At 53.8% G+C, this 19794-nt stretch carries 12 protein-coding genes; 9 read left to right on the top strand and 3 right to left on the bottom strand.

Annotated features, from left to right (window positions below):
- The first annotated feature begins 554 nt into the window (after positions 1-554).
- Positions 555-1556: a porin gene (locus E9531_RS07745; protein ID WP_136573177.1), complete on the top strand. Its 1002-nt coding sequence runs from the start codon at positions 555-557 to the stop codon at positions 1554-1556.
- Positions 1557-1821: 265 nt separating this feature from the next.
- On the opposite strand, the gene E9531_RS07740 is transcribed toward E9531_RS07745, so the two are convergent.
- Positions 1822-2358, bottom strand: coding sequence for a cyanophycin metabolism-associated DUF1854 family protein (locus tag E9531_RS07740; protein ID WP_136573176.1), 537 nt, complete (start codon positions 2356-2358; stop codon positions 1822-1824).
- A complete protein-coding gene (locus E9531_RS07735) occupies positions 2355-4607 on the bottom strand; it encodes a cyanophycin metabolism-associated ABC transporter (protein WP_136573175.1) in 2253 nt (750 codons plus the stop codon). The genes E9531_RS07740 and E9531_RS07735 overlap by 4 nt, the downstream gene beginning before the upstream one ends.
- A gap of 334 nt (positions 4608-4941) precedes the next feature.
- Between E9531_RS07735 and E9531_RS07730 the strand changes: the two genes are divergently transcribed.
- Together E9531_RS07730 and cphA are read left to right on the top strand one after the other, a co-directional pair.
- Entirely contained in the window at positions 4942-7281 is a 2340-nt protein-coding gene (locus tag E9531_RS07730; RefSeq protein ID WP_136573174.1) for a cyanophycin synthetase, read from the top strand.
- A gap of 226 nt (positions 7282-7507) precedes the next feature.
- Positions 7508-10081, top strand: a complete 2574-nt coding sequence (cphA, locus tag E9531_RS07725; protein ID WP_136573173.1) for a cyanophycin synthetase — start codon at positions 7508-7510, stop codon at positions 10079-10081.
- A 13-nt stretch (positions 10082-10094) separates the two neighbouring features.
- On the opposite strand, the gene E9531_RS07720 is transcribed toward cphA, so the two are convergent.
- Positions 10095-10664, bottom strand: coding sequence for a DUF2889 domain-containing protein (locus E9531_RS07720; protein ID WP_136573172.1), 570 nt, complete (start codon positions 10662-10664; stop codon positions 10095-10097).
- 501 nt (positions 10665-11165) lie between these two features.
- Between E9531_RS07720 and rimP the strand changes: the two genes are divergently transcribed.
- The 6 genes from rimP (at position 11166) to typA (ending at position 19492) form a co-directional block, all read left to right on the top strand.
- Complete coding sequence (gene rimP, locus E9531_RS07715) at positions 11166-11774, top strand: ribosome maturation factor RimP (RefSeq protein ID WP_136573234.1); 609 nt, start codon at positions 11166-11168, stop codon at positions 11772-11774.
- A gap of 97 nt (positions 11775-11871) precedes the next feature.
- Entirely contained in the window at positions 11872-13374 is a 1503-nt protein-coding gene (gene nusA / locus E9531_RS07710; protein ID WP_136573171.1) for a transcription termination factor NusA, read from the top strand.
- A 26-nt stretch (positions 13375-13400) separates the two neighbouring features.
- A complete protein-coding gene (gene infB / locus E9531_RS07705) occupies positions 13401-16250 on the top strand; it encodes a translation initiation factor IF-2 (RefSeq protein WP_136573170.1) in 2850 nt (949 codons plus the stop codon).
- A gap of 20 nt (positions 16251-16270) precedes the next feature.
- Complete coding sequence (gene rbfA, locus E9531_RS07700) at positions 16271-16651, top strand: 30S ribosome-binding factor RbfA (RefSeq protein WP_136573169.1); 381 nt, start codon at positions 16271-16273, stop codon at positions 16649-16651.
- A 4-nt stretch (positions 16652-16655) separates the two neighbouring features.
- The gene (gene truB / locus E9531_RS07695; RefSeq protein ID WP_136573168.1) at positions 16656-17624 is read left to right on the top strand and encodes a tRNA pseudouridine(55) synthase TruB; all 969 of its coding nucleotides are present in this window, start codon (positions 16656-16658) and stop codon (positions 17622-17624) included.
- 35 nt (positions 17625-17659) lie between these two features.
- Complete coding sequence (gene typA, locus E9531_RS07690) at positions 17660-19492, top strand: translational GTPase TypA (RefSeq protein WP_136573167.1); 1833 nt, start codon at positions 17660-17662, stop codon at positions 19490-19492.
- Positions 19493-19794 lie beyond the last annotated feature (302 nt).

Genomic DNA, 19794 nt, shown 5'->3' with positions numbered 1-19794 from the left:
GCCTGTACCAAGCGCGCAATATACCGTCTTTGCACTCGGTGAGGTGCTGAAACAAGACGCAACAACGTGGGGGTATTGCGTCTGTTGGTACTGGCAAGACTTGGGCAGAAGGACGGAGCGTAACCACCTACGGGCGTCATGTATGCGGTACTGACAAATAGTAGGAAGGAGGATGTCTATGCATGTGAGGGATCTGCATCACAGCAATGCATTTGCATGACTGTGGAATGGTGCCTGAGCACACCTAGAGCCTCACATACAGGCGAAGGATGAATTTGACCAGTGTGTGATGCGAGGTAAGTCTTTTGTCACGATTTATGACAGTTAATTGACGTTGTTGCGATGCGACATTGCGTATCAATGTCTTCAAGTTGTCATTTACAAACGCTCCAATGCGCATCACTGCACGACTTGGTAGCGCAATAGCCGCATAGGGCAGGCGAGATCAGACGCAGCTTGGCGAGGGGCTCAAACAGCTCCTTTTGCTTTTCTCAACCCACGCAGCCCCCTGTCCGATAGTGGGGCGCAGTCAAAATCTGTTTGGAGTGACGACTATGAAAAAATTATTGGTAGCTGCAGCTGCGCTCAGCGCTTTGGTTGGTGGTGCATCTGCACAGTCCAATGTGGTGTTGTATGGTGAGGCTGATGCAGGCATTGGCCAGCGTTACACCATGGATGACACAGGCTTTATTTCTAACTACAGCGGTACATCCCGTTGGGGCGTGCGTGGTTCTGAAGACCTGGGTAACGGCCTCAAAGCGAATTTCAACCTTGAGTCAGGCACGATTGACTTGGGTTCAGGCTCTGTGGGGGGCAACGGCAGCTTTAATCGCCAAGCTTGGGTGGGTGTCAGTGGTGGTTTTGGTAGTGTGATGATGGGCCGCACCACTACTGCGCAGAACCGCATCATGGGTACGTTTGATTTGAACGATACTGCAGACGGCTCCTCCGCTTTGAAATACGTCGGTTTGGCTGCTAATGGCAGCTTTGGTGGTTCTCGTCAAAACAGCCAGTTCCAATACGCAACCCCAAAAATGGGTGGTTTTGAAGCACGCGTATCCTATGTGTTCAAAGATGACCGTGGTGGCTCTCCCAACAAAAACTTTTTGCAAGTGGCAGGGCGCTACAGCGGTGGTGGCCTGACTGTGGGTGCGGCCATTCAATCCAAGTTGAGCAGTGCTCCTGACAATCGCACTGGCTATGCGTTAGGAGCCAAGTACGACTTCAAGAGCTTTGTGATCAGCGGTTTGTACACGCAGCGCGAGACAAAAGCCGGTGGTAAGGGCTTTGGTCTGGGCGCCGCAGTTCCATTTGGAAACTTCACAGTTGGCTTGCAAGCTGCACGTTTGACTGACAGCGCCAATAAGGCCTATGAAGATGCAACAACCTTCGAACTGTTTGCTAACTACAAGCTGTCTAAGCGTACCCGTGTTTATGCAGCATACGGCTCGCTCAACGATGAAGCTGAATTGCTCAACGGCTCAACTGTCAATGGTGTCCGTGTGCGCTCGGCCGAGGACAAGACATTCGGTATCGGCATTGTGCACAAGTTCTAAGCCGCCGGGCCAGCGAGGATAAAGCTGGCATTGTCCTTGCTTGAAGCATCTTCAAGCAAGGAAGAGACAGGATAACCATTACAGCCGCCTACAAGCGGATACTCCAAGGACATTTGAGCCGCCGTGGTGGGCGGCTCTTTTTTTGTTTGAAATATCTCGTCGACTATCGCTGCAGTTGTGGGCGATACGCAGTTGAGGCTTTGGATGCACAGTTGATGTGCACATGATCGCGAGAAGAATAAATCTCCCTGTTTTGGTGCTGCAATCAAATAAATCGAATCAGCAATTTACGCGAAGCTTTGGGTAAGGCTTCAATATCCGGGATCTGGTATTGCAGGCTGTTCTTATCAGTGATACGCAAGGTTTTGCCTTCGTCACCGAGTTTGCGGATGTCGTCTTCGCTTTGCAGCCGCAATTCGGTACTGCCGCGATCGGTTTCAATGTGCCAAATGCTAGGGGTTGAAAAGCTGTCAACTGCCGTGATGGCAGTGATGGTTGGAATGAATTCGCGCAGAGCCAAGGCTTGCTCAACCGCAGCCTTACAGGCGGGCGGGAGCTGGTCCAGGTGCTCAATATAGCCGCGCTCTTTACCACGGTTGTCCACCAGAGAAATACTCTGGCGCGGTGCGGTTAGCGCGAAAGCCACAACCGGCTGGACGGCAGTGGGCTCAGCTTCACCCGGAATGCTTAGGACCAATTGTCCATGCGCATTACGCGTGAGTTGTTCTTCGGTCGCATTGGGCCCCAGAAGAACAACCTGCTCAGGCAAATAGCGCAGGTGCGGGTGTGCAGGGGTTGTCATGCGAGGATCTCCGTGTCTTGTTGTTCGTTGCGACGCTGCTGGGCTTGGTAGAGCCTCCAATAGGCCCCTTGTTTATCCATTAGTTCTTGATGGCCGCCCACCTCAACGATGACACCACGGTCCATGACCACCAAACGGTTGGCCTTGCGCAATGTTGAGAGGCGGTGCGCTACGGCAATGGTGGTGCGCCCTTGTACAAGGTTGTCCAGTGCTTTTTGAATTTCTTTTTCAGTTTCGGTATCCACCGCTGAGGTGGCTTCGTCCATGATGAGGATGGCCGGGTCAATCAGCAAGGCGCGCGCAATACTGATACGCTGGCGCTCACCACCGGAGAGGCTTTGCCCGCGTTCACCAACCAATGAGTCGTAGCCGTGGGGTAGGCGCAGGATGAAGTCGTGTGCGTGTGCGGCCCGTGCTGCGGCAATGATTTCTTCTCTTGTCGCATCGGGCTTGCCGTAGGCAATGTTTTCTGCCACGGTACCAAAAAACAGAAACGGCTCTTGAAGCACCAAACCAATGTGGCGGCGGTAGTCTGAGACAGCGATTTGCCTAATATCGACTTCATCGCACAGGATGGCGCCTTCACTGACATCGTAAAAGCGGCAAATCAGGTTCACTAAGGTGGACTTGCCTGAGCCACTGTGCCCAACCAGCCCGATCATTTCGCCTGGTTGAATGTCAAGGTTGAGGTTTTTCAATACCTGGCGGCTGCCATAGCGAAACCCCAAGTTTTTCAGACTGATGCGGCCTTGGACATCGTTCATTGCAACAGGCTTGGCTGGCTCCGGCACGGTGGAAACATGATCGAGAATATCGAAAATACGCTTGGCCCCTGCGGCAGCGCGTTGCGTCACGTTGACGATGCGGCTCATCGAGTCAAGGCGTGTGTAAAAGCGGCCGATATAGGCAATAAAAGCGGTAAGCACACCAACGGTGATGCCGTTTTTTGCAACCAGCCAGATGCCGAATGCCCATACCACCAAGGTGCCAACTTCAGTCAATAGAGTGACGGTGGGTGAAAACAGCGACCAGACACGGTTGACTTTGTCATTGGCTTCTAAATTGACTCTGTTGGCTTCGGCAAAGCGCGCTTCTTCACGGCTTTCTTGGGCAAATGCTTTCACTACGCGCACACCGGGAATAGCATCGGCCAAAACGTTGGTGACTTGTGACCACACACGGGTGGCACGCTCAAAGCCTATTTTGAGTTTTGCGCGCACGCGCTGAATGAGAATGAAGATGAACGGCAATGGAAGCAGGGCGGCCAACGCCAGCGTCGGATCAATAGTGATCAAGATGATGGCAGTCATCACGATCATGATCACATCCGTTGCGAAATCCAGTGCGTGCAGCGAAAGGAATGTGTTGATGCGATCCGTTTCAGAGCCGATACGCGCGATCAAGTCCCCCGTGCGGCGGTTGCTGAAATAGTCCAGCGACAGGCGCATCAGATGGTTGAAGGTCGTGGTGCGCAAATCAGAGCCGATGCGCTCTGATACCAGTGACAGGACGTAGGTGCGGCTCCAGCCCAAAATCCAGGCCACGATGGCAGAAACCAGTAAGGCTCCGAGGTAAAAGGAGACGAGATGTGGGTCAATCGGAGCGCCCGATTGGTAAGGGATGAGAATGTCATCCATCAGCGGGATCGTCAGGTACGGAGGCACCAGCGTAGCGGCAGTGGAGGCCAGTGTCAGTGTAAAACCCAAGGCGATAAGCTTGCGATACGGTTTTGCAAAACGCAGCAAGCGCAATAAGACCCAGCTGGAGACTTCTTTTTCTTCGTCTTTCTCAGCGCAAGCCGTGCAGTGTGAGTCATCCAAAGGCAGGGCAGCGCCACAGCTTGAGCAAGTGGACATGTCTTGCACGCGCAAGGCGCTTTGCATGTCCATTAGAAAATGGGCTTTAAAGCATTCGACCAACCGTTGGGTTTGTACGCTGCCTTGTTGCGTTAAGTACCACACTGCTAAACGCTGTGCTGGGGTGTGCAGGCTAAGTGTGACCAGCCCTGCGTGCTCAGAAAAGCGCAGTTGGTGCTGTCCATCAACTGGCCAGCGTTGCCAGGTGGTTTGACCTTGTTGCCAGCTCAGCAGGGCTTTGTCTGTCAGCACGAGTTTGGCTTGACTAAAGCGCAAGTCTTCACTCAAGTCAACGAAGAGTGCGCACAAGACGTTTTCACCCTGTGCCAGTACAGGTTCTGGTGGTGTTTGGTTGGCCGCGATGGGGGTGGAAAGCGATGAAGCAGAAGTCATTTTTAATTTTTGCCTTTAGCCTGTATCTTGCCATCAGCGTCAGCGTTATGGGTCGATAAATGCATAAAGTTTTCAAGCAATCGCACAGTCGCTTTGCCACCATGAAAAAGTGGCCTTTGCTGGCTGGCTTTGGCCTTAAGAACGCGCAGCGTTGTGGTTTTGTTGACACGGTTTTTCTGTCAGCGGGCCAGTCCAGACGTGCCAAAATTCGCCTGTTTGTTTGCAATGGCCTCAAGCATTCCTTTCGGGGCCTGTTTAAGGCCGCTGAAACAAAAAATTGCGAATTTCAAATTTGATCGTTGAATTATTTTTCTGAGAAGGTCTCGATCCCTCTATGCCCACATTCAAGGATATTGCGCTATTGCGCGTGAACTACCTGCGTGGCCCCAGTATTTGGACATACCGCGAGGTACTGGAGGTCTGGTTGGATTTGGGGGAGCTGGAAGAGTATCCTTCCAACAAAATCCCCGGATTTCCTGAGCGCCTGAAGACATGGTTGCCAGGCTTGGTCGAGCACCATTGCGGTGTAGGCGAGCGTGGCGGTTTTTTGATGCGCCTTGATGAAGGCACCTGGCCAGGCCACATCCTGGAGCACATCATTATTGAGTTGCTCAATTTGGCGGGCATGCCTACGGCATTTGGGCAAACACGAAGCACGTCTCAATATGGCGTTTATCGAATGGTGTTTCGCGCCAAGGATGAGCAGGTTGCGCGCGTGGCATTGCGCGAGGGGCATCGTCTGATTATGGCGGCCATTAATGACCAGTCTTTTGATGTGGCGCTTGCCGTGTCTGCTATTCGCGAGGTGATCGAAGAGCGGTACTTGGGGCCGAGTACTGCAGCCATTGTGGATGCTGCGTTTGAGCGGCGTATCCCGGCGTTCCGGCTCAATGACGGCAATTTGGTGCAGTTAGGCTATGGTTCGGCGCAAAAGCGGATTTGGACCACCGAGACGGCCAATACCAGTGCCATTGCCGAAGGAATCGCCAACGACAAGGATATGACTAAGACCTTGATCCAGATCTGTGGTGTGCCGGTGCCTGAGTGGCAAGTGGCAGAAAGCCCGGCAGAGGCATGGGAGGCTGCACAAGATATTGGTGTGCCAGTGGTGGTAAAACCTTCGGATGCGTCGCGCAACCGTGGCGTATTCGTGAATCTACGCACGCAGGCAGAGGTGGAGGCCGCCTGGACAGCAGCAGAGCCACACGGCTACGAAGTCATGGTTGAGCGTATGGTGCCCGGCAACGAGCATCGGCTATTAGTAGTTGGTGGCAAGGTGGTTGCGGCAGCGCGAAGCGAATCACTCAAGGTCACAGGCGATGGTCAGTCGAGTGTGGCGCAGCTGATTGACAAGCAAGTCAACAGTGACCCGCGCAGAAAGCCCCAGATCGCAGCCAAAGACAGTTCAGCCGTGAAGCCGGTACCTGATGATTTGAGTACCACGTTCCGTTTGCAGCCCGTGGATGTGCGACAAGCGGATATCTTGCATGAACTCAAAGCGCAAGAGTTGACGCCTGAAAGTGTGCCCGCCAGCGGTAAGCTGGTGCTGATCCAGCGTAGCAGTACTTTGGTCGTGGATTGCACCGACGATGTGCATCCCGAAACGGCTGAGGCAGCGGCTTTGGCGGCCAAAGTGGTGGGATTGGATATTGCGGGCGTGGATGTGATGGCGCAAGACATTGCTATGCCATTGGCCGCTCAAGGTGGGGCGATTATTGAGGTGAATGCAGGGCCGGGGTTGTTAATGCACCTGAAACCTGCTGTGGGGTCGCCTCAGCCGGTGGGGCAGGCGATTGTGGAACATCTATTTCCAGTCCCCGCTGTGCAAGATGGGGTTGATGCGGCTGGTCGTATCCCGATTATTGGAATTTCAGGGCGCCATGGCACAACTGGCATTGCGCGTCTAGTGGCTTGGCTCTTGCATTTATCGGGCAAGCACACGGGGGTGGCGTGTCGCCAAGGGATTTTTCTGGATAAGCGCTGCGTGGATAGACGCCAGAGTGACCATTGGGAGGCTGGCAACCGTTTGCTGATGAATCAGCAGATTGAGGTCGCTGTGATTGAAAACAGCCCTCGGAGCATTTTGGCCGAGGGCTTGTCCTACGACCGCTGCCATATCGGTGTCGTTTCTGACATGGCGGGGCATGAAGAATTGGTCGATTTTGATATTCAGGAAAAAGACCAGATGACCCGCGTGTTACGCACCCAAGTGGACGTGGTGTTATCCAGTGGTGTGGCCATTCTCAATGCAGACGATGCGCAAGTGGCTGATTTGGCGCGCTTGAGTGATGGCGGTGTGGTGTTTTATGCCACCGATGCGGAGGCTTTTGCGCGTTGGAAGGCGCAGCAAGCGCAACAGGCACGCGATAAAACAGAGCAGGGTAAAGACGATGGTGAGGACGCAGCTGCTCTGGATAGTGCTGCGGGGTCGCGTTGGGTGTTGGTGCGCGGTGATGCGATTGAGTTGTGGAGTGAGTCCGGCAGTGAATGCATTGAGGGCTGGCAGGCCTTGAGTCAGCATGCTTGCACCTTGGGGTTGCAGCCTACGCAGTTGCTTGCCAGTACTGCGATTGCTTGGGCCATGGGGACTGCGCCAGAACTCATTGGTGCTGGCATTCGTACATTTGATCCGCGGTTGCCAGGGGTGCAGCCAGTGAATCGGGTGGTGGAATAAGCATGAGGTTTGATTGGAATCGCTTTGGGATGCGTGGCCATGTGTTGATGGCCCATTGAGTGTAGTAAAGGCGGTTCGGTCTATATTTTTTCGCATTTTTGTTGGATGAATTCAATTTGACGCGCCGTTCGTACATGGTGAGTGCGTCATGCAGTAGGTGCGGCTCATAAAGTGGCAGTGCTGTATCTGTCTTGAATTCTCTAGGCATATCAAAAGGTTGTCAGTCATGGAAATTTTGCGCACCCGTGCTTTGCGTGGCCCTAATCTGTGGACTCGTAAAACAGCGATGTTGACCACAGTGCAGTGCACCAGTGATGAGTTGGATATCAACCAGATGGACGGCTTTTTAGCGCGTTTGCGCGCACTATTTCCTGCTGTGGGTACTCCTGGTGCAGAGGATAGTGGTCCAGTCTCTTTGGCGCATGTGTTGCAGTTTGCTGCAGCTGTATTGCAGCAGGAAGCAGGGGTCGCCATTGGTTTTGCACGTACAGTGCCCACGCCTGATGCGGGCGTCTTTCAGGTAATTGTTGAGTACAAGGAAGAGTCCGTTGGGCGCTTGGCGATTGAGCATGCTGAGGCTTTGGTGCGTGCGGCATTGGATGGACGGACCTTTGATACAGCGGCTGTCATTCATGCCTTGCGAGACAAGGATGAGCATGAGCGCCTTGGCCCCAGTACGGGCTCGATTGCCCAAGCGGCTTTGGCGCGGGGTATTCCTATGCGCAGGCTCACTCGCGGCTCGCTCGTTCAGTTTGGTTGGGGCTCCAAGCAGCGCCGCATTCAGGCCGCAGAGGTGGATGCCACCAGCACGGTTGCTGAATCGATTGCGCAAGATAAGGAGCTCACCAAAAAGCTTTTAATGGCTGCAGGTGTTCCTGTGCCGTTTGGTCGTCCGGTGGAGTCGCCCGATGATGCGTGGATCGTGGCCCAAGAAGTGGGGTTGCCTGTTGTAGCCAAGCCTCAAGATGGCAATCAGGGCAAAGGGGTGACGGTCAATATCAACACCCGTGCAGAGCTGGATGCTGCTTACCGTGCTGCAGCCAAGTACGGTGTGGTGATGGTGGAAAAGTATTTGCCCGGCCATGATTACCGTTTGTTGGTGGTGGGTAATCGTCTGGCAGCGGCGGCTCGGCGCGAGCCACCACAAGTGATTGGCGATGGTGAGCACACGGTGCGCCAGTTGGTCGATATGGTGAATCTGGATCCGCGTCGCAGTGATGGCCATGCTACCTCCTTAACCCGCATTCGTCTCGACGATATTGCTTTGGGGCAGTTGGACTTGCAGCAACTTACGCCAGATGCCATTCCTGAAAAAGGCCAGAAGGTTGTTTTGCGACACAACGCCAACCTCAGTACGGGCGGTTCTGCGACGGATGTGACGGATTCGGTGCATCCTTCTGTGGCAGCCAGCGCCATTGCCGCTGCGCAAATGGTGGGGTTGGATATTTGTGGTGTGGATGTGGTGTGCGAAACCGTGGAGCGGCCATTGGAAGAGCAGGCTGGCGGGGTGGTAGAGGTCAATGCCGCACCTGGTTTGCGCATGCACTTGGCGCCTTCGTATGGTCAGCCGCGCCCTATTGGCAAGTATGTGGTTGACATGCTGTTTGAAAAGGGCAACAACGGACGCATTCCTGTGATTACGGTGACTGGCACAAATGGGAAGACAACGACTTCACGTTTGTTGGCGCATTTGTTGATGGCGCATGGCCTTACCACGGGAATGACCAATACTGATGGGATTTACATCAACGGCAAACAAATCGAGAGTGGCGATTGCAGTGGCCCGCGCAGTGCGCGCAATGTATTGTTCCATCCGGAGGTGGATGCTGCTGTGCTGGAAGTTGCACGCGGAGGTGTGCTGCGTGAAGGTTTGGGGTTTGACCAAAGCCAAGTGGCCGTGGTAACCAATATTGGCGAGGGCGACCACTTGGGGATGAATTACATCCAAACTGTGGAGGAACTGGCTCAGGTCAAAGGGGTGACTGTGCGTAACATTTCACCCAAAGGCTATGCGGTACTCAATGCGCAAGATCCTTTGGTGGCTGCGATGGCAAGCACAACGGCTGCTGAGACTATTTTCTTCTCAATGGACAAGCACCATCCTGTATTGGCGACCCATCGCTCGCAAGGCAAGCGCAGCGTGTTTGTGGAGGGTGAAGCCATTGTTGCGACTGAGGGTGCTTGGCGCGACAGTATTCCTCTGGCTGAAGTGCCTATTACAAACAATGGACGTATTGGTTTCCAAGTTCAGAACGTGATGGCCGCAGTGGCTGCTGCATGGGCATTGGGTTTGCCTTCAGAGACCATTCGCCGTGGATTGGCCAGTTTTGCTAGCGATACGGACAATGCACCGGGGCGGTTCAATACCTTCAAAATCAATGGCGCCACTGTGGTGGCTGACTATGGCCACAACCCTGATGCCATGAAGGCTTTGGTGCAAGTGGTGGAGGCAACACCTGCGGGCAAGCGCGTGTTGGTGATTAGTGCCGCGGGGGATCGCCGTGACGAGGATATTCGCGTGCAAACCAGTATTTTGGCGCCTGCCTTTGATGAGGCTGTGATTTACCAAGATGCCGCGCAACGTGGGCGTGGCGATGGAGAGGTGATGGCATTGCTGCGAGAAGGCTTTGAGCGCGTGAGTCAAGAGCCCGGCTACCGTATCAAGCACATGCAAGAGGTGCGCGGAGAAATGCTGGCTATCGATAACGCTATGGCTCGACTGCAGCCTGGTGATTTTTGTTTGGTGCTAATCGATCAGGTGGACGAGGCTTTGGCGCATTTGCGTGCCTTGGCATCCTGAACTTATGCGACCATCATTTGGTGCGATTGGGCCAGTCGAAATAGACTGGGTAAATTGCCTTGACTGTCGGGCCTTTGAAATCCCATGTCATACAGCCTCCTAAATGCGGAGGAGGTGGTCTGTTTGGATTTTCGGAGGGCGTGCGGTAGCTTGCCAATGCTTTGGGGGCCAATGTTTGAAATGCGGCTGTGGCCATATTGAACAGGAGTTCGCGCATGTGGGTGCAGCCCTCAATGCCGCCAAGGTGGGTTTCGATACTTTTGCGCCAGCCTTTCATCATTGTGCAACCAATCATTTTGCGCATATGTTGATCGGCTTTTATGCAGACTGAGTGTGGATAAGCTTGCATGGATGTGTGTATGTCTTGCACGATCAGCCGGTGGTCAATGGTGATGCGAATGTGCATGTGGTGCACAGGTTGTCCTGCCTCCAGGCGATGCCTATCGCTCAAATCAAACGCAAATGGCTTGGTGTCCATCATCTCGGCTTCGATGTCCCAGAGACCATCGCTGCGTTCAAAGCCTTGAAAAGATACGGTGCGGGTGTGTGCCAGCTTGCGCTCTACGGGGGTGGGGATGCTCATCGTGTGGCTGCTGTGTTGTAAGTGGTGAATGCATTCATTATGGCGAGACTTGGCGTGGAGTATGTCGTGCAGGTTTTTGCTGGAGGTGAAGGGTTGATGGATATCATGCAGAGACTTGGGAGGGATAGGTGTCGCCTATACGAAACATCCAAGAGAGTCTTTGCTTGAAAAGTGGTTTGCGGCTACAATGCGAAGTGTTTTGCATTCGACCAAATACGTTTTCGGTGCGTGCCGCCAATGGCGGCGACTGACTGAATCTGGCGATGACTAGGCTGGGAGGCGGACAATAGGGGCCGCCTTTTTTGTTCCTATCTGTCTGCTTTGCGTATTGGTAGGGGCGAAAGGGATTGGATTTGCCAGGGTGTTCTTCAAACAGTTTGGTAGTGGTGCAGTAGCAAGCACTGGCTGACCCGAGGTTTCGCCGCCTGCGGGTTTTTGTTTTTTTGTTTTTGCAAATTAGGGTGGGCGTTAGCTTGGCGTCCGCTGGAAATGGGGTTTGATTTGGCATTGCAGCAAGTGATTGAGCAGACTGTTTCTGGTCTGGGTTTTGATCTGGTGGAGGTGGAGCGCTCTACCGGAGGGTTGCTGCGTGTCACGATTGATCACCCTTGGCAAGAACCTCAGATTGCTGATGGTGATGCAGCGGCGTTGAATCCTAGTGAGGAGGCTGTGCAGGTGCAGCGCCCGATTACGGTTGAAGACTGTGAAGTAGTTACGCGCCAGTTGCAGTTTGCGCTGGAAGTCGATGGCGCTGACTACGCTCGCCTGGAGGTCTCATCTCCTGGAATTGATCGTTTGCTTCGTGATGAGAAGGATTTGCGTCGTTTTACGGGGCAAGTTGTGGATGTGGTGCTGAAGATGCCTATTGGTTCAGCGGCGCAAGGTCAGGTAAGTGCCAACCGTAAACGTTTCCGCGGGGAGTTGTTTCCTGCGGAGCAAGGTGACGGCTGGCAGGTGGTTTGGGTCGATGAGCCTGAACGCAAACCGGGCCAGAAAGTGAGTAAGAAATATGTTCCGCCGCCAGCGCAGGCTTTGGGCTTTACGTTGGATGAGGTGAAGGAGGTGCGCTTGGCCCCTATCGTGAGTTTCAAGGGGCGATCGGTCAAGTGACATCGCAAGGTGCTGATGGTCGTTCGTGGTGTTAGTGGCGACTGTGGCGGTTAATTAGATAGATGAAATAGGAGCCCGCGGGCTGCAGGAGTTGTTCATGAATCGCGAATTGTTGATGCTGGTGGATGCCATTTCACTTGAAAAAAATGTAGAGCGCGATGTGGTTTTTGGTGCGATTGAGCAAGCGCTGGCTCAGGCCACCAAGAAGCTCTACAAGGAAGATGTGGATATTCGGGTTCATATTGACCGCGATAGTGGCAACTATGAAACTGCGCGCCGTTGGTTGGTTGTGCCTGATGATGCAGGGTTGCAGAATCCTGATGCAGAAGAGTTGCTGATGGAGGCGCAGGATCGCGATCCTGCACTGCAAGTGGGTGATTACATTGAAGAATCGGTGGAGTCTATTCCGATTGGTCGTATTGGTGCAATGGCTGCGAAGCAAGTGATCTTGCAGAAGATTCGTGAGGCCGAGCGTGAAATGTTGCTCAATGATTTTCTCTCTCATGGTGAGAAGATTTTTTCGGGCACGATCAAGCGTATCGATAAAGGTGGCGATGCTATTGTCGAAAGTGGGCGTATTGAGGCACGTCTGCGTCGCTCCCACATGATTCCTAAGGAGAACCTGCGTAGCGGTGATCGTGTGCGGGCCATGATCATGGAAGTGAATCCTGAGTTGCGCGGCCCTGCTATTCAGCTTTCACGCACGGCGCCTGAATTCATGATTGAACTCTTTCGTAATGAGGTGCCTGAAATTGGTCAAGGGGTGGTCGAGATCAAGTCCTGCGCACGCGATGCGGGTTCTCGCGCCAAGATTGCAGTGGTTTCACATGACCAGCGTGTCGATCCAATTGGCACCAGTGTGGGGATGCGCGCTACGCGCGTCAACGCGGTAACCAATGAGCTTGCTGGAGAGAAGGTGGACGTGGTCTTGTGGTCAGAAGATCCGGCTGAGTTTGTGATTGGTGCATTGTCTCCAGCCCAGGTGCAATCCATTTATGTGGATGAGGAATCGCACTCCATGGATGTGGTGGTCGATGAAGAGAATTTGGCCAATGCGATTGGGCGTGGTGGGCAAAACGTGCGTTTGGCATCCGATTTGACAGGCTGGAAGATCAACATCATGGATCCGAATGAGTCTGCAGAGAAGCAGGCCAGCGAAGATGGACAAATTCGTGATTTGTTCATGCAGAAGTTGGATGTGGATCAAGAGATTGCTGACTCCTTGATTGCTGAAGGATTTACTACGCTGGAAGAAGTTGCGTATGTGCCTTTGCAAGAAATGCTTGAAATCGAGGATTTTGATGAGGATACGGTCAATGAGTTGCGGGCACGTGCCAAGAACGCCTTGTTGACCCAAGACATTGCGCGAGAGCAAAGTGTTTCCCAGGTGGCGCAAGATTTGCGTGATTTGGAAGGCGTGGATGCAGATTTGTTAGCCAAATTGGCTGAAAACGAAGTGTTGACGCGTGACGATTTGGCCGATTTGGCAACTGATGAGTTGGTGCAGATTGGTGGGATGGATGAGCAGGCTGCAACGGCGCTGATTATGAAGGCGCGTGCACATTGGTTTGATGGCGAAGATCAGGCCGGTCAGGCTTGAGTATCAGGGAGGGCAATCGCAGATTTATGTCGACTAATACCGTTACAGAATTCGCCGCAGAGATCAAGCAAGCACCTGAAGTGGTGTTGCAGCAACTCAAAGATGCAGGCATTGAAAAATCATCGTTGAACGAAGTGTTGAGCGATGCCGATAAGCAGCGCTATTTGGATCATTTGAAGAGTGTGACAGGTCATGCTGATGACCGCCGAAAAATCACGCTGACCAAGCGTTCAACCAGCGCTATCAAACAGTCCGATGCGACTGGAAAAGCACGCACCATTAATGTGGTGACACGCAAAAAACGCACGTTTGTGAAACGTGACGATGCAACAGAGGCCGACGCGCCAGAAGCGGATACGAGTGTGCATGAGGTTGAAGAAGTCCAGCAGCAAGACCAGGAGTTGGTGCGCCGCGAGGAAGAAGCATTGCGCAACGCAGAGTCCCTGCGCCAGCAGGAGGATGCGCTAGCCAAAGAGCGGCTTGAACGCGAAGAGCGTGAGCGCAAAGAGCGTGAGGCCGAAGAGCGTGCGGCGGAATATGCTCGCCAAGAGGCCCAGAAAAAGGCCCGTGAAGTAGCGGAGAAAAAACAGGTTTTGCAAGAGCAAAAGGATGGTGCTGCCCAGCGCCTGAAAGAGCAAGAAGAAGGCAGACGTAAAGCGGAAGAAGAGTCCAAGGCACGCGCCGCTGAAGAAGCCAAGCGTGCGACAGACTTGGAAGCTCGCCGCCGCAAGGCGGAGGCGGAAGCTGCCGCTATTCGCTCGATGATGTCGGCTCCGCGCAAAGTGCTGGTGGCTAAGAAGCCTGAAGAACCAGCTGCGGCGGCTGATGCAAAAAAAGGTACATTGTCTAAGCCGGAAACGACAGATAAGAAAAAAGGCGGCGCCTCCGCAACTGCTGGTGCAGGGGCCAAAGTCAAAGAAGTCAAGTCTTCCGATCTCTCCTCCAGCTGGACATCCGATGATGGCCGCCGCAAGGAAATCAAGACCCGTGGCGATACGACAGCCAGCGTAGGGCGTTCGGGGGCAGGTAACAATTGGAAGGCTGGTGGCAAAGGTGGTAAGCGCGGTGGTGATCGCCGTGACCAGCGCCGCAATGAGCCGCAGCAGCCTGTTGAAGCGCGCGTGCTGGATGTGCATGTGCCTGAAACCATTACCGTGGCCGAGTTGGCGCACAAAATGGCGATCAAGGCTTCTGAAGTCATCAAATCTTTGATGAAAATGGGGCAGATGGTGACGATCAACCAACCCCTCGATCAAGATACAGCTATGATCGTGGTGGAAGAAATGGGCCATAAAGCCATTCCTGCCACACTGGATGATCCAGAAGCATTTACTGAAGTCGAAACAACACAATACCAAGCTGAGCAAGTCACACGCGCTCCTGTGGTAACCGTCATGGGCCACGTGGATCACGGTAAAACTTCGTTGTTGGACTACATCCGTCGCACTAAAGTCGCTTCAGGCGAAGCCGGTGGTATTACCCAGCATATTGGTGCTTACCATGTGGAAACTCCACGCGGGATCGTGTCGTTCCTAGATACCCCGGGCCACGAGGCTTTCACGGCTATGCGTGCGCGTGGTGCTCAGGCGACTGATATCGTGATTTTGGTCGTGGCTGCTGATGATGGGGTGATGCCTCAGACCAAAGAAGCGATTAAACACGCCAAAGCTGCTGGTGTGCCGATTGTGGTGGCGATCACCAAGGCCGATAAACCCGATGCCAACTTTGAGAAGGTCAAGGGCGAGTTGGTCAGCGAATCGGTCGTGCCAGAAGAGTACGGTGGTGACTCGCCATTCATCGCTGTGTCGTCTAAAACCGGCATGGGCATTGATGAATTGCTCGAACAAGTATTGTTGCAAGCCGAAGTGCTGGAGTTGAAGGCTCCGGTGGACGCGATGGCCAAAGGTTTGGTCATTGAAGCGCAGCTGGACAAAGGCCGCGGCCCTGTGGCCACCGTGTTGGTGCAGTCCGGTACGCTTAAAGTGGGCGATATCGTGCTGGCTGGCCAAACCTATGGCCGTGTACGTGCGATGCTGGACGAAAACGGCTCCCGCGTGGAATCAGCCGGTCCATCCATCCCGGTGGAAATCCAAGGTTTGACCGAAGTGCCACAAGCTGGTGATGACTTCATGGTCATGAGTGATGAGCGCCGTGCCCGTGAAATCGCCACTTACCGCGCTGGTCGCTTCCGCAACACCAAGCTGGCCAAGCAACAAGCGGCCAAGCTGGAAAATATGTTTGCCGATATGACGGCTGGCGAAGTCAAAACTTTGCCAATCCTCATCAAGGCCGACGTGCAAGGTTCGCAAGAAGCGTTGTCGCAGTCGCTGCTCAAGCTCTCGACCGACGAGGTCAAGGTGCAGGTGGTGTACTCCGGCGTGGGTGGCATCAGCGAATCCGACGTCAACTTGGCGATTGCCTCTGGCGGTATCGTGATCGGTTTCAACGTCCGTGCCGACGCTGGCGCGCGCAAACTGGCCGAGTCCAACGATGTGGACATCCGTTACTACGGCATCATCTATGACGCTGTGGACGAGTTGAAAACAGCGATGTCCGGCATGTTGGCTCCTGAGCGCCGTGAAGAGGTTATCGGTTCGGCCGAAATTCGCACCGTGTTCGTGGCCTCGAAAATTGGTACGGTGGCAGGTTCCTACATTACCTCTGGTTTTGTTACTCGTCATTCGAACTTCCGCTTGCTGCGTGACAACGTGGTGGTCTACACCGGCGAAGTCGAATCGCTGCGTCGCATCAAAGACGATGTCAAAGAAGTGCGTGAGGGGTTCGAGTGTGGTATCAAACTGCGCAACTACAACGATATCAAAGAAGGCGATCAGCTCGAATTCTTCGAAATCAAGGAGATTGCGCGTACGCTGTAAGCGTGCAGGCAAGGTGATTTATGGCGACGCATCGCAAGAACCCCACCATCAATCGCGGCTACCGGGTGGCCGACCAAATTCAACGTGATCTGAGCGATTTGATCGCGCGTGAATTGAAAGACCCACGCGTGGGCATGGTCACCATTCAGAGCGTGGAGGTCACGCCTGACTACGCCCATGCCAAAGTGTTCGTGAGCATTTTGGTGGGCGATGCGCAGGAAACCGTGGACGCTTTGAACCAGGCTGCAGGCTTTTTGCGCAACGGCTTGTTCAAGCGTCTGCACATTCACACTGTGCCGACTTTGCACTTTATTTTTGACCGCACACCTGAGCGGGCTGCTGACATGAATGCTTTGATCGCCAAAGCGGTCGAGTCGCGCGGCAAAGAAGAAGCGGAGTAAGCCAATGACAGCGCCTACCCGTGTCAGGGTGCAGCGGCGCCCTGTGCATGGGGTGTTGCTGCTCGATAAACCTCTGGGGCTTTCCAGCAACCAAGCTTTGCAAAAAGCCAAGTGGTTGCTGCGCGCCGAAAAAGCCGGTCATACCGGCACGCTCGATCCATTGGCCAGCGGCATCTTGCCGCTGTGTTTTGGGGCGGCTACGAAATTCAGCCAGCTGCAGTTGGAAGCGGACAAGACCTACGAAACCGTAGTGCGATTGGGCGTGACCACCACTACCGCCGATGCCGAAGGCGAGGTGGTTGAGCTGCGGCCCGTGCATTGCAGCGTAGGGCAGGTGGTGGAAGTGCTCGATGCCTTTATGGGGCCGATCACCCAAGTCCCGCCGATGCACAGCGCGTTGAAAAAAGACGGCAAAGCCCTTTATGAATACGCCCGTGAAGGCGTGAGCGTGGAGCGCGAAGCGCGCCACGTGACGATTCATAAGCTGGAATTGCTGGAGATGGAGTTGCAAGGCGAGGCGCCTTATCTGCGCTTGCTGGTGCAATGCTCCAAAGGCACTTACATCCGTACTTTGGGTGAAGACATTGGCAATGCACTGGGTTGCGGCGGACATTTGACTTTGCTGCGCAGAGTCGAGACCGGCGGCCTGCATGTCGATCAAGCCATCACGCTGGAAGCCTTGGAGGCCATGCCTGAGGCACAGCGCATGGCAGCGCTGCATCCAACCGAAATACTTTTGTCGCATCATGTGCCCATTGAATTGGACGCCTCGGATGCGGGACGCTTTCTCAGTGGTGTGCGCAGACGCGGCACGTGGCCTGATATGCCATCGGCTGCCGTATTCGGTATCGCACCCAGGGCCTTGCTGGGAGTTGCCCATGTGCAAACCGGCGAACTCATCCCAGACCGTTTGCTCAGCCCCATTGAGATACAGCAAACATTGGTGCAGGCCCAGAGCTTGCTAAATACCTGAATCCCTCCGATTTTTAGATTTTTCCAAAGACGACCATGACTAAAGAAATTCGCAACATAGCCATCATTGCCCACGTTGACCATGGTAAGACCACCATGGTTGACCAATTGCTGCGCCAAAGCGGCACGTTTGAAGAGCACGAAAAAGTGGTCGACACCGTGATGGATAACCACGCTATTGAACGTGAGCGCGGCATCACGATTTTGGCCAAAAACTGTGCGGTCAACTGGAATGGCACCCACATCAACATCCTCGACACACCCGGTCACGCGGACTTCGGTGGTGAAGTGGAACGTGCGCTGTCTATGGTGGACGGCGTGGTGTTGTTGATCGACGCCCAAGAAGGTCCAATGCCACAAACGCGTTTTGTGACCAAGAAAGCCTTGGCCTTAGGTCTGAAGCCCATCGTGGTCGTCAACAAAGTGGACAAGCCAGGCGCGAACCCAGACAAAGTGGTCAATGCCGCGTTCGATCTGTTCGACAAACTGGGTGCGACTGACGAGCAGTTGGACTTCCCTGTGGTGTATGCCTCCGGTATCAACGGCTGGTCGTCGCTGGAAGAGGGCGAGCCAGGTGAAAAATGGGGCACTGACATGGCGCCTTTGTTTGACACCATCTTGCGCCATGTGCCATCTGTCAAAGGCGATGCAACTGCGCCTTTGCAATTGCAAATCTCAGCGTTGGATTACTCCACGTTCGTTGGCCGTATCGGTGTGGGCCGTATTACCCAAGGCACCTTGAAGCCCGGCATGGACGTGCTGGTTGCCAAAGGCGTGGACGGTGGCACTTACAAAGGCCGTGTCAATCAGGTGCTGACCTTCCAGGGGCTGGAGCGCGTGCAAGCCACTGAAGCAGGCCCTAGCGACATCGTGCTGGTCAATGGTATTGAAAACATCGGCATCGGTGAAACCATCACCGACGTGGCCAATCCACAGCCAATGCCAATGTTGAAAATCGACGAGCCAACTTTGACCATGAATTTCTGCGTGAACACCAGCCCATTGGCTGGTCGTGAAGGCAAGTTCGTCACCAGCCGCCAAATTTGGGACCGTTTGCAAAAAGAATTGCGTTCCAACGTCGCTTTGCGCGTTAAAGAAACCGACGAAGACGGTATTTTTGAAGTGTCTGGTCGTGGTGAGTTGCACTTGACCATCTTGCTGGAAGAAATGCGTCGTGAAGGCTACGAGCTGGCAGTGTCTAAGCCACGCGTGGTGTTCCGTGAAGTCAATGGCGAAACCCATGAACCATTCGAAATGGTGACGGCTGATATCGAAGAAGGCCACCAAGGCGGCGTGATGCAAGCTTTGGGTGAGCGTAAAGGCGAGCTGGTTAACATGGAATCCGATGGCCGTGGCCGTGTGCGTCTGGAATACCGCATTCCTGCCCGTGGTCTGATTGGTTTCACCAACGAGTTCTTGAACTTGACACGTGGCTCGGGCTTGATCTCCAACATCTTCGACAGCTACGAAGCTTATGCCGGTGAAATCGGTGGCCGCAAAAACGGCGTGCTGATCTCGATGGATGATGGCGAAATCTTTACCTACGCACTGGGCAAGCTCGACGACCGCGGCCGCATGTTCGTTAAAGCTGGTGATCCTGTGTATGAAGGCATGATCGTGGGTATTCACAGCCGAGACAACGACCTGGTGGTGAATGCGACACGTACCAAGCAGCTGACCAACTTCCGTGTTAGTGGCAAGGAAGATGCGATCAAAATCACCCCTCCTATCGATTTGTCGTTGGAATACGCGGTGGAATTCATTGATGACGACGAGTTGGTAGAAATTACCCCAACCTCGATTCGTTTGCGCAAACGTCACTTGAAAGAAAGTGACCGCAAGCGTGCGAAGAATTCCGCACTGTCCTAATCGACTATTCTTTGTTTTTCGTTCTGCTAGTACTTCGTCTAGTGACTTGGGGGGGGCAGTGCAGGTCATGTGAGGTATCCCAAGCCCATAGAGGGTTTGGGTCGCTATAGGTAGTTTTTTTGCCTGTGGCATAGGCTTTTAGCTTGCAGGAAAAGCTGCTGCTGAGCTTCTCTAGCATCGAAAGTTCAATGAAAAGGGATAGAATCCGGCCTGCCTTTCCATCAGGCCGGATTGTCTTTGTTTTTTTAACTAAAGGCTTTCTATTGGGCTTGTTTTGTTGGGAATATCTTCTCTTGAGGTGT

The sequence above is a fragment of the Lampropedia puyangensis genome (genome assembly GCF_004833285.1).
GTDB classification, from domain to species: domain Bacteria; phylum Pseudomonadota; class Gammaproteobacteria; order Burkholderiales; family Burkholderiaceae_C; genus Lampropedia; species Lampropedia puyangensis.
This window is presented reverse-complemented; position numbering and strand designations above follow the sequence as displayed.

Excerpts from the sequence above, each read along its gene's own strand:
- E9531_RS07745 (WP_136573177.1), top strand. The coding sequence starts at position 555 with ATGAAAAAATTATTGGTAGCTGCAGCTGCGCTCAGCGCTTTGGTTGGT.
- E9531_RS07740 (WP_136573176.1), bottom strand. The coding sequence starts at position 2,358 with ATGACAACCCCTGCACACCCGCACCTGCGCTATTTGCCTGAGCAGGTT.
- E9531_RS07735 (WP_136573175.1), bottom strand. The coding sequence starts at position 4,607 with ATGACTTCTGCTTCATCGCTTTCCACCCCCATCGCGGCCAACCAAACA.
- E9531_RS07730 (WP_136573174.1), top strand. The coding sequence starts at position 4,942 with ATGCCCACATTCAAGGATATTGCGCTATTGCGCGTGAACTACCTGCGT.
- cphA (WP_136573173.1), top strand. The coding sequence starts at position 7,508 with ATGGAAATTTTGCGCACCCGTGCTTTGCGTGGCCCTAATCTGTGGACT.
- E9531_RS07720 (WP_136573172.1), bottom strand. The coding sequence starts at position 10,664 with ATGAGCATCCCCACCCCCGTAGAGCGCAAGCTGGCACACACCCGCACC.
- nusA (WP_136573171.1), top strand. The coding sequence starts at position 11,872 with ATGAATCGCGAATTGTTGATGCTGGTGGATGCCATTTCACTTGAAAAA.
- infB (WP_136573170.1), top strand. The coding sequence starts at position 13,401 with ATGTCGACTAATACCGTTACAGAATTCGCCGCAGAGATCAAGCAAGCA.
- rbfA (WP_136573169.1), top strand. The coding sequence starts at position 16,271 with ATGGCGACGCATCGCAAGAACCCCACCATCAATCGCGGCTACCGGGTG.
- truB (WP_136573168.1), top strand. The coding sequence starts at position 16,656 with ATGACAGCGCCTACCCGTGTCAGGGTGCAGCGGCGCCCTGTGCATGGG.
- typA (WP_136573167.1), top strand. The coding sequence starts at position 17,660 with ATGACTAAAGAAATTCGCAACATAGCCATCATTGCCCACGTTGACCAT.